The following is an 18,970-nucleotide window of genomic DNA, read 5'->3' as shown; positions in this document are numbered from 1 at the left end:
CAGGGCGTTCCATTGGAGGCCCGATCATGGCGTATAATATCTTCATCGACGGCGAAGCCGGTACCACAGGTCTGCAGATCCGTGAGCGCCTTGCGCCGCGCGAAGATATCAAGCTGATTCAGATCGCCCCCGAACGGCGCAAGGATTCCGATGCCCGGCGCGAGGCGTTTTCGCAGGCCGATGTCGCCATCCTCTGCCTTCCCGATGCCGCCGCCATTGAAGCAGCCGAGCTGACGCAGGATCTGGATGTCCGGCTGATCGATGCCTCGACGGCGCATCGGGTCGATGACGATTGGGTCTATGGTTTCCCCGAATTGTCGGCAGACATGCGCGATCATATCTCCGAAGCGCAACTGGTCAGCAATCCGGGCTGCTATGCGACCGGGGCCATTGCATTGCTGGCACCGCTGATCGAAGCCGGTCTGGTCGATGATGACGAACTGATCTCGATCAACGCCGTCAGCGGCTATACGGGCGGAGGCAAGGCGCTGATCGCCGAATACGAGGATGGCTCTGCCCCCGCGCATTTCTTCTATGGGCTGAATCAGGCGCACAAGCATATTCCCGAGATCATGACCTATGCCGGTCTGACGACCCAGCCGGTGTTTTCCCCCTCGGTCGGCAGCTTTGCGCAGGGAATGGTGGTGCAGATTCCCCTGCATCTGGATGATGAGCGCAGTCTGAAGGCCCTGTTCGACGCATTGGCAGATCACTACGCGGGACAGCAATTCGTGCAGATGATCGCCATGGACCAGGTCGGTTCGCGGATCGTGCCCACGGCGCTGAATGGCACCAACCAGATGCAGATCGGCGTCTGTGGCAGCGATGACAATGGCTGCGGCACGGTCTTTGCAGTCCTGGACAACCTGGGCAAGGGGGCCTCGGGCGCAGCGGTTCAGAACCTGAACATCATGCTGGATCTGGATGAGGCCCAAGGGCTTTGACCCCATGTCGGGCCGGTGTCTTCGGCACCGGCCTTGCCGTCAGGGTCGGCCTGCCGGAGCGGTGTCCTCGATCAGCACCGGCTGGAAATAGCGCTTGCTGCGCTGACCGGTCGTGATCGGGGTGATCAATTCGATACAGCGCCGATAGTGTTCCGTCTGGCCGTGCAGTTTCAGCGCATCTGGTCCTGTAAAGACCTCGTAGACGGTGAAGCTGTTTTCATCTTCGGGATCGACCAGCAGGTCAAAGCGCAGGTTTCCCGGCTCGTTCCGCGTGCCCTCCCAGTTGATCCGAAAGGCTTCGACAAAGGCCTCTCGGTGGCCTGGCACGACCTGAATACTGACGATCTGAACCAACATGTGGCCCCCTGTCTCTGGGAAAAACACGAACACCGGGCAACTGTTTCGTCACGCTGCCGGTATCGCAACCGAAATCGACTGCATTTTGCATGAATTGCAATTGCGCCTCGGTCGGAATGGCTGAAAGCTTGGGCAACACCAGCCCCCCGTTTCAACAGCCTTGCGGAGCCTCATGAAAGACCTGTTCAGACCCTTCAACGCCCGGTTTCGCCGTCTTGTCCGGCTGCCGCAGCCCGATTTCTTCGAAGGTGCCGAGGAAAGCTGGGAGGTTCACCCCGCCCAGACCCTGCAATATCGCCCGTCCCTGGCATTGCCGGGACAGGTCGAGCGGATCCGGGCTTCGGTTTTTGCGCCCTTGCCGGACACGATCGAGGCGCTGACCCGCGAAGGGCTGACCCATGAAGGCCCGACGCGCGCCTGGCGTTTTCAGGGCGTCGATCTGATCGATGGTGTGCTCTATCACAAGGGCGGTGAACATCATCTGCGCCAGAAGCGCCGCCCCCTGTCACTGGCGCGCCGTCCACGGTTGGAACTCAGCGCGACGCTTTATGAAAGCTGGACCACGAATCGTTGGTTCGGAAGTTGGCTGATGGACGCCTGTGTCACCTATGATCTGGCAGCGACCTTCGGGCAGCCGGTTACCACCATGCCCACCGCGCGCTCCGGCAGCCATCAGGCCCGCTACGAGGAACTTGCCGGGATGTCGCCACGGGTGCTGGAAGGCGACGCTCATTTCTCTGATCTGACCTTGTTCGATGATCTGGCCAACAACGGTGGAAAGGCGGCGCGTGCGGTGGCCTTGCGAGAGAAGCTGTTGGCCGGGCGCAGCCCGCGGGCGGTGCCGGGCGTGTTCTTGCTGCGCGGCCATGCCGGGGATCAGCGCCTGTTGGTCAATGAACGTGAACTGGCCGAGAGCCTGGCGCGCGAGCGTGGCTTTCTGATCATGGACCCGCTGGAGGCCACGGTCGATGAACTGATCGAGGCTTGTGGTGCTGCCCGCGCCATTGTCGGGGTCGAGGGCAGCCATCTGGTCCATGGCATCACGGTTGCACCCGAAGGCGCGGCGGTCCTGCCGATCCAGCCGCCCGAGCGCGTTGCCGCCACGCTCAAGCAGCAAAGCGACCGGCTGGGGCAACGTTTCGGCCTGATTGTCGCCGAGGGCAGCGACAGCGAATTTTACCTTGATCGCGACGAATTGTTCGCGACGCTGGACCTGTTCGACTAGCTCTTCCGTGCCTGCTGCGCAAAGCGGATCACCTCGGCTGATTTGCGCGCGCCCGCCAGCCGGCCGATCTCGCGCTGGTTCTGAAACAGCACCAAGGTGGGGATGCCACGGATATTCCATCGTCCGGTGGCCGAAGGATTCGCCTGCGTGTCCAGCTTGGCCAGCCTGACGCGGCCCTTCAGCGCCGCCGCGGCCTTCTGGAATTCGGGGGCCATGACACGGCAGGGACCACACCATGGCGCCCAGAAATCCACCAGCAGCGGCACCTGGTCAAAGCCTGCCGCCTTGGCCAGGATCGCAACGTCTATCGATTGTGGTTTCGCCGTCAGCAGCCCGGCCCCGCAGACCCCGCATTTGGGGTCGGCGGTCAGCCGGTCTTCATCGACGCGGTTCGCCTGACCGCATGAAAGGCAGATCAGTTTTCTGAAGGACATCTTGCCTCTTTGCGTTGTGATCTACTCTGCCGCGTCGGAATAGCTTTCCAGAGGCGGGCAGGTGCAGATCAGGTTCCTGTCGCCATAAGCATTATCGACGCGCCCAACGGGCGGCCAGTATTTATCCACCCGGAACGCGCCTGCCGGAAAACAGCCTTGCTCGCGTGAATAGGGCCGGTCCCATTTCGCGACCAGATCCTCGACCGTATGGGGGGCGCGGCGCAGCGGGCTTTCTTCGACCGCGATACGCCCTTCGGCGATATCGGTGATTTCTTCGCGAATCGCCAGAAGTGCGCTCACGAAGCGATCAATCTCGGCCTTGGTTTCCGATTCAGTCGGTTCGACCATCAGTGTTCCGGCAACCGGCCAGCTCATGGTCGGCGCGTGGAAGCCGTTGTCGACCAGCCGCTTGGCGATGTCATCCACAGTGACCCCATGTTCCGCGAAGGGGCGGGTGTCGATGATGCATTCATGTGCCACGCGTCCGCGGTTGCCCATGAACAGGATCGGATAGGCACCCGACAATCGGCTGGCGATGTAATTCGCATTCAGGATCGCCACACGGGTCGCCTGCGTCAGCCCATCGCCCCCCATCATCAGGCAATAGGCCCATGAGATCAGCAGGATCGACGCGCTGCCATAGGGGGCGGCGCTGACCGCGCCTTCGCCGCCGCGGGGATCGCCTGGCAGGAAGGGCGCCAGATGGGATTTCACCCCGATCGGCCCCATGCCCGGTCCACCACCGCCATGGGGAATGGCAAATGTCTTGTGCAGGTTCAGGTGACTGACATCGCCGCCGATCTCTCCGGGCTTAACCAGACCGACCAGCGCGTTCATATTGGCACCGTCGATATAGACCTGCCCGCCATGCTCATGAGTGATCTGACAGACCCGGCGCACGGTATCCTCGAATACGCCATGGGTGCTTGGATAGGTGATCATCACCGCCGCCAATCGATCGCCCGCAGCAGCAGCCTTGTCCGCGAAATCTTCCAGATCGATATCGCCATTGGGCGCCGATTTCACGACCACGACCTTCATGCCGCACATTTGCGCGCTAGCCGGGTTGGTGCCATGGGCCGAAACCGGGATCAGGCAGATGTCGCGCTGATCGTCGCCCTTGGCGCGGTGATAGGCCTTGATCGTCAGCAGCCCGGCATATTCGCCCTGTGCGCCGCTGTTGGGCTGCATGGAAAAGGCATCATAACCCGTGATCTGACATAGCTTTTCGGTCAGATCCGAGATCGCCTCGTGATAGCCCGCAGCCTGATCTGCCGGAGCAAAAGGATGCAAGGCACTGAATTCGGGCCAGGTGATCGGCATCATCTCGGCGGCCGCGTTCAGCTTCATGGTGCAGGATCCCAGCGGGATCATTGCGCGATCCAGCGCCAGATCCCGATCCGACAGACGGCGCATATAGCGCATCATCTCGGATTCGGCGCGGTTCATGTGAAAGACCGGATGGGTCAGGTAATCGCTGTCGCGCAACAAATCTTCGGGGATTGCGGGGGCCTCGGCCTGACCGGTCGCGTCTTCGATTCCGAAGGCGTCCAGAAGACGCGAAATGACGGTGGCGTCAGTCGTTTCGTCAACGCTGATTCCGACACGGTCGCGTCCGACGCTGCGCAGGTTCAACCCGCGATGACGCGCGGCCGCAAGAATGCCACGCTGGCCGACGCCGACCTTCACCGTCACCGTGTCAAAAAATGCTTCGGGCGCAACCTCGGCTCCGGCGGCGCGCAGTGCATTGGCCACGGTCACCGCGTTCAGATGCACGCGCTGCGCGATCGCCCGCAGCCCCACAGGTCCGTGGAAGACGGCATAGAAAGACGCCATCACCGCCAGAAGTGCCTGCGCCGTGCAGACATTGCTGGTCGCCTTTTCGCGGCGAATATGTTGTTCGCGCGTCTGCAACGACAGCCGATAGGCCTTGTTGCCGGCGGAATCGACACTGACGCCGACAATCCGGCCCGGCATGGCGCGCTTCAGGCCATCGGTGCAGGACATGAAGGCTGCATGCGGTCCTCCATAACCCATGGGCACGCCAAATCGCTGTGCCGAACCCACCGCAATATCGGCCCCCATCGCCCCGGGCTCCTTCAGCAGGCACAGCGCCAGCAGATCTGTGGCGACAATGGCCAGCGCCTTCTGCGCATGCAGGGCCTCGATCTCGGGTGTCAGGTCACGGATATGCCCATAGGTGCCCGGATACTGGAAGATCGCGCCAAAGACCTCTTCAGGGTTCAGGTCATCGACCGAACCGCTGACAATGCGAATCCCCAAGGGCGCGGCCCGTGTCTCGATCACGCTGATGGTTTGCGGATGCAGGTCATGGGCGACGAAGAATGCCTCGGCCTTCGACTTGGACTGGCGGCGCGCCATGGCCATCGCCTCGGCGGCCGCTGTCGCCTCATCCAGCAGTGAGGCATTGGCAATCGGCAGTCCTGTCAGATCTGCAACCATGGTCTGAAAGTTCAGCAATGCTTCCAGCCGGCCCTGCGCGATTTCGGGCTGATAAGGGGTATAGGCCGTGTACCAGGCCGGGTTTTCCAGAATGTTGCGCTGGATTGCCGGCGGGGTCACCGTGCCGTAATAGCCCTGCCCGATCAGGCTGGTCATCACGCGGTTCTTGCGGGCGACCTCCTGCATCCGGGCCAACAGGGCAGCTTCGGACAGGGCGGGCCAGTCCAGGCGGTCAGCCTGCCGGATCTCCACCGGAATGGTCTGTTCGATCAGGGCATCAAGGCTATCCGCCCCGACCGCCTTCAGCATCTCGGCCATCTCGTCGGGCGAGGGGCCGATATGGCGACGGTTGGCGAAATCATCGGGGTTATAGTCGCTCGGCGTCCAACGGGTCATGCGCGTATCCATCGGGGCGGAACGGCCCCTTCTTCTTTGTCCAAATACCCAAACCGGGGGCCATCGGCCCCCGTATCCGGCCTCAGCCAATCAACTCGGCATAGGCAGCTTCATCCATGAATTCCTCCAGCGCATCCATGCTGGCGGGCTTCATGCGAAAGAACCAGGCCTTCATCGGGTCTTCATTCACATCGCCGGGATTGTCGGCCAGATCGCCATTCACGGTGGTGATGACGCCAGCCACCGGTGCAGTGATATCCGAGGCAGCCTTGACCGATTCGATCACCACGATCTCTTCATTGGCTTCGACCTCGCGGCCTTCTTCCGGCAATTCGATGAACACCACATCACCCAGCTGTTCGCTGGCATGTTTGGTGATTCCGACGACGATCTCGTCGCCTTCAGCGCGCAACCATTCGTGTTCGGCGGTATATTTCAGCATGGGTCGGCTCCTCAGCGTTTGTAGCTTGGGGTGATGAAGGGCAGTGGGGTGACAGTGACGGGCAGACGCTTGCCGCGCAGCTCGGCGTAAAGCGTGGCGCCTTCCTCGATCTCGGCGGGAATGCGCGCCATCGCGACCGGTCCGCCGATCGAGGGCCCGAATCCACCTGAACTGACGCTTCCAATCGGCGTGCCACCTTCGGGCAGGGCAAATATCTCGACGCCTTCACGGATCGGAGCGCGACCTTGCGGGCGCAATCCGCGCCGGACCGTCTCGGCGCCTGTCGCAAGTTCCGGCAGAACCACGCTCGCGCCTGGAAATCCACCTTCGCGGCTGCCACCGGTGCGGCGGGCCTTGGAAACTGCCCAGCCCAGACCCGCAGCGGCCGGCGATACGGTCGCGTCCATGTCATGCCCGTAAAGCGGCATCCCCGCCTCCAGCCGCAGGCTGTCGCGCGCCCCCAGCCCGATCAGTGCAACTTCGGCACAGGACAGCAGGGCTTGGGCAAATTCGACCAACAGGGCATCGGGGATGGAAATCTCGAACCCGTCCTCGCCCGTATAGCCAGAACGAGAAATCCACAGTTCCGCATGATTCCAGGTCAGGGCCCGGCTGTCCATGAAGCGCATCTCTGCGACCTCGGGGACAAGGCGGGACAGAACCTCAACCGCCAAGGGGCCCTGCAGGGCCAGCAGGCCGCGATCAGTGACCGCTGTGATCTCGACCCCCGGCACTGCCTGCAGGATGGCGATATCCTGATCGGCACAGGCTGCGTTGACCACCAGCAGATAATGATCGCCGCGATTGGCAAACATCAGGTCATCCAGAATGCCGCCCGCGTCATTGGTGAACAGCCCATAGCGCTGGCGTCCCTCGGGCAAAGAAAGGATGTCGGCAGCGATCACGCCTTCCAGCGCCAGCGCCGCATCGGCCAGATTGCCGCTTTGCGGATGCACCAGCACCTGTCCCATATGGCTGACATCGAACAGTCCGGCCTTTTCGCGTGTGTGAAGATGTTCGGCCATGACCCCCATCGGATATTGGACGGGCATCTCCCATCCGGCAAAGGGAACCATGCGGGCTCCCTGGGCGACATGCAGGTCATGTAAACCGGTTTGGCGTAATGTCTGGGCCATATGGCCTCCTCAGGTCCTCGCCGGACGGACCGGCACCGTGATTGCGGGAAGCGCCCGCGTTCCGATGCCCCCTCTGTCCGTGCCCATGACGGGCGCCTGAGATCGTTATCCCTTCGGCGGGCCTTGCGGCCACTCTCCAGAGTTCTTGTGAAAAACGGTCCTTTTGCCTGAGAGTTCGCCGGGGCGGCTGCTCCTTCGGCACCGGCATTCCTGCCGGCTTCTCCCGAATTTCATTTCCGACTGCTAGCCGCAGCCCGCGCGCGAGGCAAGCATTTTGTCGCAAATCGTGCCGAAACCGTCGTCTCTGATCCTTGCATGATGGGCCGCGGCTTCAGTTCTTGGGGAACACAAAGACCCTGTCGCGACGCAGCATCAGCCACATCGGCGTCGACGGCGGAGGCAGGAAAACGCCGGGGACCGTGGCCGTCAAGGCGATCGCTCCGGCTTCCGTGGTGAATTCGACAAGCGATTCGCGGCCCAGGTAACGCGCGCGGGTGACGCGGGCCAGGGCGGCAGTGCCGTTCTCGCGCGTGGGGGCCGGGCCATGTCCGCCACGATCGAAATCGATCTTCAGATGCTGCGGGCGGATGACGATTTCGACCTCGCTGCCATCGGGGACACCCGGAGTCAGGAATTGCCCGAATGGGGTTTGCGTCAATGCGCCCTGCACGCGCCCGGTCAGAACGTTGATATCGCTGAAAAACGCCGCCGCCATGCGGTCAACCGGTGCATTGTAGAGATTGTAGGGTGCGCCTTGCTGGACAATCGACCCGTTGCGCATCAACAGGATCTGGTCCGCCATCCGCATTGCTTCATGCGGTTCGTGGGTGACCAGCAGAACTGCCGTTCCTTCATCCTTCAACAGGGCAAGCGTGTCGTCGCGGATTCCGTCGCGCAGCCGTTCATCAAGTCCGCTGAAGGGTTCATCCATCAACAGCACGCGCGGTTGCGGCGCAAGCGCGCGGGCCAGGGCGACGCGCTGCTGTTCGCCGCCGGACAATTCATGGGGATAGCTGTCGACATGGCGCGACATATGCACCCGCTCCAGCAAGGCACCGACACGTTCGCGATTGGCCCGATAGCCGCCTTTCAGGCCAAAGGCGACATTCTCGGAGACCGGCAGATGCGGAAACAGCGCGAAATCCTGGAACATCAGGCCGATGGCGCGACGTTCCGGGGGAACCCGGTAGACCGTGTCACAGACCAGCTTGCCATCGACATGAATGCTGCCGCTGTCCTGCATGTCCACGCCCGCAATGATGCGCAGGGTCGTCGATTTCCCACAGCCGGAAGGTCCCAGCAGACAGGCGACTTCACCGGGTGAGACGGTGAATGAAACGTCGTTGACGACCCGTTGGCCATCAAAGGCGCGGATCAGGTTCCGAACCTGCAATCGCGGCGAAGTGGTCACAGTTTTGCCGTTTCATTTACCAAGATTTCGCCTGCCCTAGCAGGGGCAGGCGCGGGTCGCAAGTTTGCGCTAGATCGTGACGTTCAATGCGCCGCCATCCAGCAGGATATTCTGACCGATGATAAAACGTGCATGCTGGCTGCACAGAAAGGCGCAGGTCGCGCCGAAATCCTCGGGCTGGCCATAGGCCTTGGCGGGGATTGCGGCCATGCGGTTCTGACGCGCCTGCTCGATGCTGATGCCTTCCTTTTGCGCCACGGCGCTGTCCAGGCTGTCTGCCCGGTCGGTGGCATGAATGCCGGGAAGGAGGTTGTTCACGCAAACGCCCTTGTCGGCAACCTGACGCGCCATGCCCGCAACAAAACCCGTCAGACCTGCCCGCGCGGTATTTGACAGCCCCAGAACGGCGATGGGGGAACGCACCGATTGCGAGGTGATATTGACCACGCGGCCCCAGCCCCTGTCCATCATGGTGGGAACCAGAGCCTGCATCAGCGCGATGGCTGACAGCATGTTCGCATCGATGGCCCTGATGAAATCATCGCGGGTCCAGTCGGTCCACATGCCCGGCGGCGGACCGCCCGCATTGGTGACAAGAATGTCCACGCCACTGGCGGCAGCCAGAACCTTGGCGCGCCCTTCATCGGTCGTGATATCGGCGGCCACGGGGGTCACGCTGACATTGTATTTTCGGGATATCTCTTGCGCCGTTCGGGTGACGTCGTCCTCGGTGCGGCTGTTGATCACCAGATCGACCCCGGCTTCGGCCAGGGCTTCGGCACATCCCCGGCCAAGACCTTTCGAGGCTGCGCAGACCAGCCCTCGTTTCCCCTTGATGCCCAGATCCATATTGCCCTGCTCCTGTTGTTACCCTGTCTTGCTTTGACCTTCTGCCCTGCAATGGGCCCGGATATGCCCTGTGCCGCGCGGCAGAGGTCGTGCCGGCCACAATGATCCTTGATGACTGCCCATCAACTGACGCCGGGACAGCCGCGAGGTCAATTCCCGGATTCGATCGCCTCGCGCAGTGCACGCATGTTTTCACCATAGATGTCTGCCTTGTCGACAGATCCGCCCTTGAAGACGGCGGAACCTGCAACCAGAACATCCGCGCCCGCCTTGGCAACCAGCGGCGCCGTTTTCGGATCCACGCCGCCATCGACCTGGATGTGGATCGGGCGGTCGCCGATCATGCCGCGCAGACGCGCGATCTTGTCGATCTGGCTATGAATGAATTTCTGGCCGCCAAAGCCGGGGTTCACGGTCATGATCAGCACCATGTCGCAAAGGTCCAGCAGATATTCGACCGACTCCAGCGGCGTGCCCGGATTCAGCGCAATGCCTGCCTTCTTGCCGGTTGCGCGAATCGCCTGAAGCGTGCGGTGCGGATGCGGGCCGGCCTCGACATGGGCGGTGATCATGTCGGCCCCGGCTTCGGCATAGGCCTCGATATAGGGATCGACGGGCGCGATCATCAGATGAACGTCCATGAAGGTCTTCACATGCGGGCGAAATGCCTTCACTGCGGGCGGGCCAAAAGTCAGGTTGGGAACGAAATGCCCGTCCATCACGTCGACATGCACCCAATCGGCCCCCTGCGCTTCGACCGCCTGAATCTCGCGGCCGAAATCGGCGAAATCTGCGGAAAGGATCGAGGGGGCGATCTTGATCTTGCGGTCGAAAGTCATGGCGGTGTCCCTTGTGGTCGCATGCAGCTTGGCATGTCAGGGCCTGCCCCGTTGTGGAACCTGCGTCAAGTCTGCTGTCCGTCTGCAAGCTAGTCCATTTCACGCAGCGCCGTGACCTCATCGGCCAGCACGACGGACCCACCTTCAAGAATGACCTCGGTGCCCTGTGGGCCAAGCTGCGCCTCTACGACCCGGCCATAGGCGCTGGCGGGATCGATGCCGATCACCTCGTCATTGCGGATGCTGATGGTTTCAAAGCTGTATTGCCCTTTGGGAAGGCGATCTCCTTTGCCATCGCGGCCGAACCATTCGATCTGACCTGATCCGGGGCCGATTTCCTCGCGGCTGATTTCAGTGCCGGCGGCATTGCGGGTGACCAGCAGAACACTGTCAGCCGAGGGATCGGGGGTGACTTCCAGCGTCAGGGACGAATCGCCGAACCAGACGGGTTGCGTCGTGCGGGCCTGTTTGCCGATCCATTGCGCCATCTGTCCCAGGTCTCCGCTGGTATGGGCCAGCATCTCTTCCAGCAGTTGGTTGGTTCTGGTTTGCTGTTCGACGCCTGAGAATGTTGCCAGCTGAACGGCGAATTCAGTGCCCTCCATCGGGTTGAGCGGATCCTGATTCTTCAACTGTGCAGTCAGCATTTGCAGAAAAGTGTCGAAATCGGCCGTGCTTGTCGCTGATGTGCTGGTTGTCGCGGCGGTTGTGGCCGTAATTGAAGTTGCACCTGTTGCCTGGATCATGTGGGGGTCCTTTCACAATCGGATGTCGAGTCGACCGTCAATTCGGGCAGGATGAAGCGCGGAGCCGCCCGAGATCACCGGGGCAATCTGCGCAATGGCAACCGATTCGGCGCGTGCAGGGGGTGGGTTGTCGTGCCATTCCTGCTGGCCATCTTGAAAATCGAACGCCGCCCCTTCGAATCCCGCCGCGGAAAAATGCTGATGCAGAAGGGTGGTGTTGCGCCTGATCAGATCCATGACCTCGGGACGTTCTACCCAGACCGAAACATGGGGCGCGCGATCCGGGCCAGAGACGATCAGGCGGATTCGGCCCAGTTCTTCCGGGGACAGCGTGATCTCGATCCGATCGTCCGCAGCGGTGACGAGGGCGTCGGCAATTTGCCCCAATACCGTCTTGATTGCAGCGACGGGCTGTAAGGCAGGTCCGATGTTTCGGACCGCTTCGCCAGATGGCAAGCTCCGCATCATTTCCTCGGGGGGCCGGGAAGCGATCAGAGATGTTGCGCGGGGTTCATGGGCAGGTTCCTGAAAGTCCGGCGCTTCCCCGGCAAGTTCAACTTGACCAGCGGCCTTCGAAGCCGTTGCCGTTGCCGGATCGCCCTCTGGATCGCTCGCGACGCCCCGAACATCCGCCACGTCAGAGGTCTGGGGCGACCGTCGTTCAGAGAATTCCTCACGCAATGTCCCGGCCGGAATGTCCATGACGACTGCCCTGTCCGGACCGGATGGATCGGCGACCGCTGCAGTGATGCCGGTGATCTGTTCGATGAACAGCGACAAGGCATGGGGATCGTCCGAGCTATCCCCCACGGCGGTTTGGTCGGCATTGGATGAGGGGCTGTCTTCCGTCTGTTCGGCCTCGGATGGCACGGTGCTTTCCGGTGCTGCCTTGATCCGCGTGACCTCTTCCCAAGTCTCTTCGAAATCTACCTCGTCCGGATTTCCATCTGAATTGGCCGAAACGCCCCCCCCGCTGCGGACCGCGGGGGGTGTCGGCAAGCCATGTGTCAGCAGTTCACCACTCATGCACTCTGTTCCTCGTTCATGGCCGTATTAATCCGAAACGATTACCAAATATTTACCCGTGTGAATTAAATGCGGTTCTATCAATATTTCTGGAGGTGAGATGCAGGTAGATCAAATTTTCACCAATATTAACCCGGTCAATCCAACCAAGCTCGAAGACGGGCTGGAGGCGATGTTTCTGGAGGAAATGCTGAAATATTGCGGAGCCTCTAAATCCGGTGGCGGCTTTTCCGGTGGACCTGGAGAGGAGCAGTTCTCCAGCTTTCTGACCCGTGAATATGCCGGGCTTATGGCGCAGAAGCTCGATTTCGGATTCGGATCGGTCCTGTCGAAAGGAGGCAAATGTGGCTGATCTGTTGCACATCCTTGATCGGGCCAGGGCCGAGATCATGAAAGGTCATGCCGGAAATGCCCTTGTCGGGCTTGAGGAATTTTCGAATCGTGTCCGTCAGCAAGGTGTTCCAGATCATCTGCGCCCGATCCTTCGGAAACGCATTTCGGAACTGCATGAACTCGCCGAATCCTCGTTACGCGGTGCCCGCAAGGGGGCCGCGGATGTCCGTGCGATCATCCTGGCGGCCCGAAGTCTGCAAACATATGACAACAGCGGACAGCGCCAGGTTACCTTTACGCCCGCGACGGTCGGAAAGAGATATTGAATAAAATTTGCATTGAAGCGTGTTTGAGAAAGGCGGTGAATTCACTATTTGTAAAGAGGGCGCCACGTAAAAGGGTGCGGCGCATAAGAAATATGCGGGGCGGATAATTCCGCCGTCAGGTCAGAAGGCCATCTGTCTCAATCGCGGATGCAAAGCATCCCCATCACAGGAGGACAACATGTCCAGCATTCTGACCAATAATGGCGCCATTGTCGCGCTGCAAACCCTGAAATCGATCAATAGCGATCTGAACAAGGCCCAGTCTGAAATCTCGACCGGAAAATCGGTCGCGAATGCGCAGGACAACTCGGCAATCTGGGCGATTTCCAAGGTCATGGAGACCGACCAGGAAGCCTTCAAGGCCATTCAAAGCGGGCTGAATGTTGCCGAGGCGACGGTGGCGACCGCCCGTGTCGGCGCCGAACAGGTCGTCGATCTGCTGAAAGAGATGAAAAATCTGGCGCTGAATGCCGGAACCGACGGGTTCGACTACACCAAGGTTCAGACCGACATCACTGCCAAGATGGCACAGATCGCGTCGATCGTGTCTGGCACGCAAATGAACGGTATCAATCTGCTCAGCACCAACGGTGTCGATGGTGGGACGTCCTTCACGGTGATGGCTTCGCTGGATCGGGAGGTTGGTGCGGCAACGACAACGGTAAACAGCATCAGCGTCGCATCGCTCGATTTCGAGGGCACTATCGTGGGCGGCACCTTGACTGCCATCGCGGATCAGAGCACGGCGGAAACTGCTGTCGGTGAGCTGGAGATGTTGATCGATACAGCCGTCAACGGTGCGGCTGCCCTTGGTTCGGCGGGCAAGCGTATCTCGGATCAGGCCAACTTTGTTGGCAAACTGGCCGATTCGCTGGACGCGGGCATCGGATCGCTTGTCGATGCGGATATGGAAGAGGCCTCGGCGCGTCTGCAGGCGCTGCAAACCCAGCAGCAGCTTGGCATCCAGGCGCTGTCCATCGCCAACCAGGCGCCGTCTGCAATCCTGTCGCTGTTCCGGTGATGATCCTGCGGGGCGCTTTCGGGCGCCCCATCTTTCTCTGCTCAATGCAAATCGGGAACTGAAACATTGAATGCGGTAACTCCTTTGCCCCAGACCGGCTATGGTGCCAATGCTGTCCGCACAGCGCGCGACGCAGAATATGACGTCATCTCGCGTGTCACTCGTCTCTTGCGTCAGTCTGACCGGGAATGTCGCTCGGCCGAGGCAATCATGGCGGTCCACAAGAATAACGAACTCTGGACCCTTCTTGCCACGGATCTGGCAGCTCCTGGAAACCGGTTGTCGGATGAACTCAAAGCCGGATTGCTGTCCCTGGCGGCTTTTTCGATCCGCCATGGGCACAGGGTGTTGGCAGGAGAGGTCAGTACGGATGCCTTGATCGAGGTGAACATGTCGATCCTGAAAGGGCTGCGCGGAGAGGTGCAGTGATGACGGGCCTTGTGCTGAAGCTTGCCCCGGGCGAACGCGTTCTGATCAATGGTGCTGTCATAGAGAATGGCGAGCGGCGGACGAAGCTGTCGATCGTGACACCGAACGTGAATGTGCTGCGCCTGCGTGACGCGATTCATCCTGACAAGGCCAACACGCCAGTTGCCCGCGCCTGCTATATCGCTCAGTTGATCCTGTCAGGAGATGCAGACCTGGCCGAGGGAAAGAAGCAACTGTCGATGGCGATCGAACAACTAAGCCGGGTTTTCGATGACCGGGATAGTCGGCGTATTCTGACAGAAGCCACCGAACATATTGTCCGCGGCAACGCTTATCAATCATTGCGGCGGCTTCGCGAATTGCTGCCACGCGAGGCCCGTTTGTTGAGTGTCAGGCAATAGGGAGCATGGGATGGCGACATTGGCAATCGGCGCAACTGGGTTGCAGGGATGGCGCATTCTTCAGGATCAGGCCGCGCGACATCTTGAAGTTCTGTCCCAAGATCCTGTTGTGCAACGTTCCACCCAAGAGTTCGAAAAGAACATCAGCTCGATCGATTCTGCAGCCGATCTGGTTCGGGACTACCAAATGCTTCACGTCGCCCTGCGGGCCTTTGGTCTGGACGACGACATAGGCAATAAGGCGTTCATTCAAAAGGTACTCGAATCCGATCTGCAGGATGAAAACTCCCTGGCCAACCGGCTCAGCGACAAACGCTACCTGCGCCTTGCCACCACCTTTGATTTTCAGGCTGGGGGCGCAGATGCAGACAGTATCATTGATACGGTGTCACGGGACTATTTGCAGCGCGAGTTCGAATACAGGGTGGGTGAAGCCGATGAGAATCTGCGTCTGGCGTTGAATGCTCAGCGCGAACTGCAGGGGATGTCAGGGCGTGAGTCGTCGGATCGCACCCTGTGGTACGAAGTCCTTGCAAATACGCCGTTGAAAACGGTCTTTGAAGGGGCCTTCGGCTTTGGTGACGGCTATGCGAATTTGTCGATCGACCGACAGTATGAAGAATTTACCAAGGCCGCCGAGCGGTTCCTGGGAAGCTCGTCCTTTTCCGATCTGACTACCGCAGATGGGATCGAGCGTCTGATCGACAGCTTTCTGCTCCGATCAGAGATGAACAACTCCTCGGCCCAGAACCGCTATAGCATCGCATTGACCTTGCTCTCGGGTACGGCCTGATCGCTTTGGCATGGTCGCCAAAGGTCGGAGCGACGCATGTACGTCGACATATTATCCCAGGTAAGCGCGCAGGCTTGGGGGCGGCGAGGCCAGAAGTTCTGCCGTCGGGGCGGGCTGATGTACGGTGCCATCATCGACCAAGACGGTGTGGGGGGCGAAGTTGCGGGCATCTGCCGGGTCATGTGTGACCATCAGCACAGTGGCCTGCGTTTCGGCGGCGATAGTGCTCAGCAACCGAAGCATCTCGGCTTTCAACGCGGGACCAAGGGCGGCGAAGGGTTCGTCCAGCAACAAGATGGGGCGGGCTCGCAGCAGGACCCGGGCAAGGGCGACCCGGCTTTGTTGACCGCCGGACAGATCAGCGGGGCGCCGTCGGGCCATGCCACCCAGCCCGACCTGTTCCATGACCTGTGTGACACGGCGCTTTTGAGATGCATCCAGCCGCAGATCGGGACGCAGGCCCAGCCCGATATTCTGTGCCACGCTCAGATGTGGAAAGAGATTCTGGTCCTGAAACAGAAAGGATACCGGTCTCTGACCGGGCGGCGTTTCGGTGATATCCTTGCCCCGCCACAGGACGTGCCCGGCATCCGGCGTCAGGAAGCCGCCGATCATCGAAAGCAGGGTGGATTTCCCTGATCCCGACGGGCCGATCACCGCAATGCGGGCACCCGGTTCGACCGTCAGATCGGCCATCAGCCGAAAGGATTCTCGCGTCAGGCGCAAGTCCAGCAATTCAAGCAAGGCGGCCTCCGCGGTCAAAAAGCCAGAACAGGGCAAAGCTGATGGCCATCAGCAACACCGCACATGCCGAAGCATCCGCCATGCGATAGGAATTCATCAGCTGGTACAGCTTCAATGGCAAGGTCGGCTGATCCGTCGCGAAAAGGGTGATCACACCCAGATCCCCCATTGCCAGCGCGGCTGCCAGCCCGGATGAAAAGCCAAGCGGGGCCGCCAGTCTTGGCAGGGTCAGCAGGCGCAGGCGCGCCATGCCGGTCATGTTCAGCGATTCGGCCAGCCGCCCGTAGTCGGCCCGCAATGTCTGTGCTGCGGGTATCAGTGCGCGCAGCCCGAATGGCAGCGCCATGACCGCGTTGATCAGAACCGTGACCGGCAGTGCAAGATCATCGGTCGAGAGATGGCCGCGCAACAGGATGAACAGCCCTGTTCCCAGCACCAGCGGCGAGGCGACCAGCGGCAACATGCCTGCGGCCTCCAGCCAGCTCTTGTTGCTCCGGGCAATCGTCAGTGCAAGGGTCAGGCATAGCCCCGCCGCGAGCAGAGCCGAAAGCAGGGCCATCACGATGGAACGCAGCGCGGCAGCCCAGACATCGGCGGGCAGGGCAGGGATTCGGGGAAGGCCCTGAACGGCCACCGCGCCGATGGGCCACAGCAGGAACAGCGTCGCCAGCGTGATTGCAATGGCATCCGCCAGGCGGTGAAAGCCGCGCGGAGCAGCCGGACCCCGATCAAGGTCCAGTCCCGCGCCAAAGGCAGCCGGTGCCACGATGTGGCGTGCCATCAGCAAGGCTGCAAGGCTCAGCGCGATCTGCACAAGTCCCAGCGCGGCCGCGCGCCCCAGATCGAAATCAAAACGGAACGCCTGGTAGATGGCCAGTTCAACCGTGGTGGCCGAAGGACCGCCCCCCAGCGCCAGCGCTACCGTGAAGGATGTCAGGCAGACCAGGAACACGGCCAGACAGACACCCGGCAGGACCGCGCGCAGCATCGGTCTTTCCAGATGGCGGCTCATGTCGGCGGGCGCAAAGCCAAGGCTTTCCGCCAGGCGGAAACGTTCGACCGGAATGCTCTGCCAGCCCTGCAGAATCAGGCGAACCGACAGGGGCAGATTGAAGAAGACATGGGCCAGGATCACCCCTTGCCAGCCATAGACAGAAAATTCGCCCAGGCCGATGGCACGCAGCGTCTCGTTGATTGCGCCAGTCCTGCCGAATACGGCGATCAGCCCCATGATCGCCACGATCACGGGCAGGATGAAAGGGGCCCCCAGCAGGGTGACAAGGGCCCTGCGTCCCGGAAAGCGCCGCCGAGCCAGCGCACGGGCCACCGGCACCGCCAGAATGGCGGACAGCGCCGCCGACAGGGCTGCCTGCCAGATCGTGAACCAGACGGCGCGCCAATCCCATATCTGCAGTGCCGACAGACCCCTGGCCTGCCATGCAACTGCGGCCAGCGTGCCCAGGATCAGCGCGGCCAGCCCCGAAGCGACCGCGATTCCCCCGGCATCGCGCCTTACCGCGAAAATGCCTGCAGCCATTCATCCAGCGCCGGTTTGCGCAGCTCTTCTGCCTCGTCTTCGCTATAGAAAAGGGTCTTTTCGGGGCGCGGAAGGTTGCGCATCACCTCGGGCCATGCGTCCTGATCCAGCTTGGCGGGCAGGGACCAGTTGGCCAGCGGAATGGTTTTCTGGAAATCGGGCGTCAGGATCCAGTCCATGAAGCTCTGAGCCAGTTCCGGCTGATCGGTCGAGGCAAGCTGCGCGGCCAGTTCGGCCATGAAGTAATGCCCTTCGGGAAAGATCGCGGCATGTTTGCTTTGATCGTCTTCGGCGGCAATATGATAGGCGGGCGATGTCGTGTAGGACAGAACCATATCGGCCTCGCCCTCGGTGAACATGCCATAGCTTTCCGACCAGCCCTTGGTCACGGTCAGCACCTTGGGCGCCAGCCTTTCCCAGGCCTGCGCGGCGTCGTCACCATAGATGGCCTTGACCCACAGCAGCAGTGCCAGCCCTGAAATCGAGGAACGTGGGTCCTGCAGGACGATCTTCAGGTCGTCAGGCGCTGCCAGCAGCTCTTCGAAGCTTGCGGGCGGGTTTTCAAGACGCGTGTCGTCATAAATGAAGGCGGTTTCACCCCAGTTATAGGGCAGAAAGATGTCATCCTGCCATGCGACGGGCAGAGACAGATTCGACACATCCTGACCATGCGGCGCAAACAGCCCCGAGGCACGCGCGCGGGCGGTGACGTCGGTGTTCAGGCCAAAGACGATATCGGCCTCGGTCTTCTCGCCCTCCATCAGGATGCGGGGCAGGATGTCGCCAGTGACGAATTTCAGATCGCATTCGCAGAAGGATTCGAAACCTTCCTCGATTTGCGGGCCGGGACCCCATTCGCTGGCGATGTAATCGCCGGCATAGACGGTCAGAACGGGCTTTTCCTGCGCGGCTGCTGACGTGGCGGTCAGCAGGGCAAGGGTCAGGACAGTCGGTTTCAACATCGCCGGGCCTCCTTTCAGGTTCTGATTGCGAAAGAAAGGACAGCGAAACCTTCCCTCCGCCGGCGCTAACCGGATCAGGTTCAACGGGTCCGCGAATCGCGTCTCAGCCCGGTGCCGGGCCCCCCGAGGTATGCGATGAACATAGTGCGGCGGATG

The 18,970-nt window shown here is 61.1% G+C and carries 21 protein-coding genes and 2 riboswitches; of the genes, 8 read left to right on the top strand and 13 right to left on the bottom strand.

The features are described from left to right. Positions 1-26: 26 nt before the first annotated feature. Positions 27-944, top strand: a complete 918-nt coding sequence (gene argC, locus JHW44_RS13490) for an N-acetyl-gamma-glutamyl-phosphate reductase (protein WP_089342413.1) — start codon at positions 27-29, stop codon at positions 942-944. 39 nt (positions 945-983) lie between these two features. Here argC and JHW44_RS13485 read toward each other — a convergent pair whose 3' ends face one another. Further along, positions 984-1,301, bottom strand: a complete 318-nt coding sequence (locus JHW44_RS13485; protein ID WP_089342414.1) for an antibiotic biosynthesis monooxygenase — start codon at positions 1,299-1,301, stop codon at positions 984-986. A gap of 172 nt (positions 1,302-1,473) precedes the next feature. Here JHW44_RS13485 and JHW44_RS13480 point away from each other — a divergent pair, with 172 nt between their 5' ends. After that, complete coding sequence (locus JHW44_RS13480) at positions 1,474-2,526, top strand: glycosyltransferase family 61 protein (RefSeq protein ID WP_089342415.1); 1,053 nt, start codon at positions 1,474-1,476, stop codon at positions 2,524-2,526. Here JHW44_RS13480 and JHW44_RS13475 read toward each other — a convergent pair. The 9 genes from JHW44_RS13475 to fliK all read right to left on the bottom strand — a co-directional run bounded on the left by JHW44_RS13475 (position 2,523) and on the right by fliK (position 12,268). Beyond that, a complete protein-coding gene (locus tag JHW44_RS13475; RefSeq protein ID WP_089342416.1) occupies positions 2,523-2,960 on the bottom strand; it encodes a thioredoxin family protein in 438 nt (145 codons plus the stop codon). The genes JHW44_RS13480 and JHW44_RS13475 overlap by 4 nt on opposite strands. Before the next feature lie 21 nt (positions 2,961-2,981). Then, complete coding sequence (gene gcvP, locus JHW44_RS13470) at positions 2,982-5,819, bottom strand: aminomethyl-transferring glycine dehydrogenase (protein ID WP_089342832.1); 2,838 nt, start codon at positions 5,817-5,819, stop codon at positions 2,982-2,984. Between the two features lie 82 nt (positions 5,820-5,901). Then, complete coding sequence (gcvH, locus tag JHW44_RS13465; RefSeq protein WP_179217614.1) at positions 5,902-6,258, bottom strand: glycine cleavage system protein GcvH; 357 nt, start codon at positions 6,256-6,258, stop codon at positions 5,902-5,904. A gap of 14 nt (positions 6,259-6,272) precedes the next feature. Beyond that, positions 6,273-7,397, bottom strand: a complete 1,125-nt coding sequence (gcvT, locus tag JHW44_RS13460) for a glycine cleavage system aminomethyltransferase GcvT (RefSeq protein ID WP_089342418.1) — start codon at positions 7,395-7,397, stop codon at positions 6,273-6,275. A gap of 145 nt (positions 7,398-7,542) precedes the next feature. Next, positions 7,543-7,633: riboswitch (glycine riboswitch) on the bottom strand. Between the two features lie 95 nt (positions 7,634-7,728). Next, positions 7,729-8,808: an ABC transporter ATP-binding protein gene (locus tag JHW44_RS13455; protein WP_245846711.1), complete on the bottom strand. Its 1,080-nt coding sequence runs from the start codon at positions 8,806-8,808 to the stop codon at positions 7,729-7,731. Between the two features lie 69 nt (positions 8,809-8,877). Continuing rightward, positions 8,878-9,657, bottom strand: a complete 780-nt coding sequence (locus tag JHW44_RS13450; protein ID WP_089342419.1) for an SDR family oxidoreductase — start codon at positions 9,655-9,657, stop codon at positions 8,878-8,880. A gap of 149 nt (positions 9,658-9,806) precedes the next feature. Then, positions 9,807-10,496: a ribulose-phosphate 3-epimerase gene (gene rpe / locus JHW44_RS13445; protein ID WP_089342420.1), complete on the bottom strand. Its 690-nt coding sequence runs from the start codon at positions 10,494-10,496 to the stop codon at positions 9,807-9,809. Positions 10,497-10,585: 89 nt separating this feature from the next. Beyond that, entirely contained in the window at positions 10,586-11,242 is a 657-nt protein-coding gene (locus tag JHW44_RS13440) for a flagellar hook capping FlgD N-terminal domain-containing protein (protein WP_089342421.1), read from the bottom strand. A 12-nt stretch (positions 11,243-11,254) separates the two neighbouring features. Then, positions 11,255-12,268 (bottom strand): flagellar hook-length control protein FliK, encoded by a 1,014-nt coding sequence (gene fliK, locus JHW44_RS13435; RefSeq protein ID WP_089342422.1) that lies wholly within the window; start codon positions 12,266-12,268, stop codon positions 11,255-11,257. Positions 12,269-12,368: 100 nt separating this feature from the next. Here fliK and JHW44_RS13430 point away from each other — a divergent pair, with 100 nt between their 5' ends. The 6 genes from JHW44_RS13430 (at position 12,369) to JHW44_RS13405 (ending at position 15,571) form a co-directional block, all read left to right on the top strand. Continuing rightward, positions 12,369-12,620 carry a hypothetical protein gene (locus JHW44_RS13430; RefSeq protein ID WP_089342423.1) on the top strand — a complete coding sequence of 84 codons (252 nt, stop codon included), beginning with the start codon at positions 12,369-12,371 and terminating at the stop codon, positions 12,618-12,620. Then, the gene (locus tag JHW44_RS13425) at positions 12,613-12,927 is read left to right on the top strand and encodes a hypothetical protein (protein ID WP_089342424.1); all 315 of its coding nucleotides are present in this window, start codon (positions 12,613-12,615) and stop codon (positions 12,925-12,927) included. Before JHW44_RS13430 ends, JHW44_RS13425 begins: the two co-directional genes overlap by 8 nt. Before the next feature lie 178 nt (positions 12,928-13,105). After that, entirely contained in the window at positions 13,106-13,948 is an 843-nt protein-coding gene (locus JHW44_RS13420; RefSeq protein ID WP_089342425.1) for a flagellin N-terminal helical domain-containing protein, read from the top strand. 66 nt (positions 13,949-14,014) lie between these two features. Continuing rightward, on the top strand, positions 14,015-14,377 hold the full coding sequence (flaF, locus tag JHW44_RS13415) for a flagellar biosynthesis regulator FlaF (protein WP_089342426.1): 363 nt from the start codon (positions 14,015-14,017) through the stop codon (positions 14,375-14,377). Next, a complete protein-coding gene (gene flbT, locus JHW44_RS13410; RefSeq protein ID WP_089342427.1) occupies positions 14,377-14,778 on the top strand; it encodes a flagellar biosynthesis repressor FlbT in 402 nt (133 codons plus the stop codon). The genes flaF and flbT overlap by 1 nt, the downstream gene beginning before the upstream one ends. A 10-nt stretch (positions 14,779-14,788) precedes the next feature. After that, positions 14,789-15,571 (top strand): DUF1217 domain-containing protein, encoded by a 783-nt coding sequence (locus JHW44_RS13405; protein WP_089342428.1) that lies wholly within the window; start codon positions 14,789-14,791, stop codon positions 15,569-15,571. A 51-nt stretch (positions 15,572-15,622) separates the two neighbouring features. Here JHW44_RS13405 and thiQ read toward each other — a convergent pair whose 3' ends face one another. From thiQ to JHW44_RS13390, 3 genes are read right to left on the bottom strand one after another with little or no spacing between them, the layout of a single operon-like run. Further along, a complete protein-coding gene (thiQ, locus tag JHW44_RS13400; protein WP_089342835.1) occupies positions 15,623-16,315 on the bottom strand; it encodes a thiamine ABC transporter ATP-binding protein in 693 nt (230 codons plus the stop codon). Then, entirely contained in the window at positions 16,308-17,852 is a 1,545-nt protein-coding gene (locus JHW44_RS13395) for an ABC transporter permease family protein (RefSeq protein ID WP_089342429.1), read from the bottom strand. The genes thiQ and JHW44_RS13395 overlap by 8 nt, the downstream gene beginning before the upstream one ends. Further along, positions 17,828-18,814 carry a thiamine ABC transporter substrate-binding protein gene (locus JHW44_RS13390; protein WP_179217592.1) on the bottom strand — a complete coding sequence of 329 codons (987 nt, stop codon included), beginning with the start codon at positions 18,812-18,814 and terminating at the stop codon, positions 17,828-17,830. Before JHW44_RS13390 ends, JHW44_RS13395 begins: the two co-directional genes overlap by 25 nt. Positions 18,815-18,848: 34 nt before the next feature. Beyond that, a riboswitch (TPP riboswitch) is annotated at positions 18,849-18,950 on the bottom strand. Positions 18,951-18,970 lie beyond the last annotated feature (20 nt).

Source organism: Paracoccus seriniphilus, assembly GCF_028553745.1.
GTDB classification, from domain to species: Bacteria; Pseudomonadota; Alphaproteobacteria; order Rhodobacterales; family Rhodobacteraceae; genus Paracoccus; species Paracoccus seriniphilus.
Note: the sequence above shows the minus strand (reverse complement) of the source record. Positions and strands in the feature narration are given on the sequence as shown.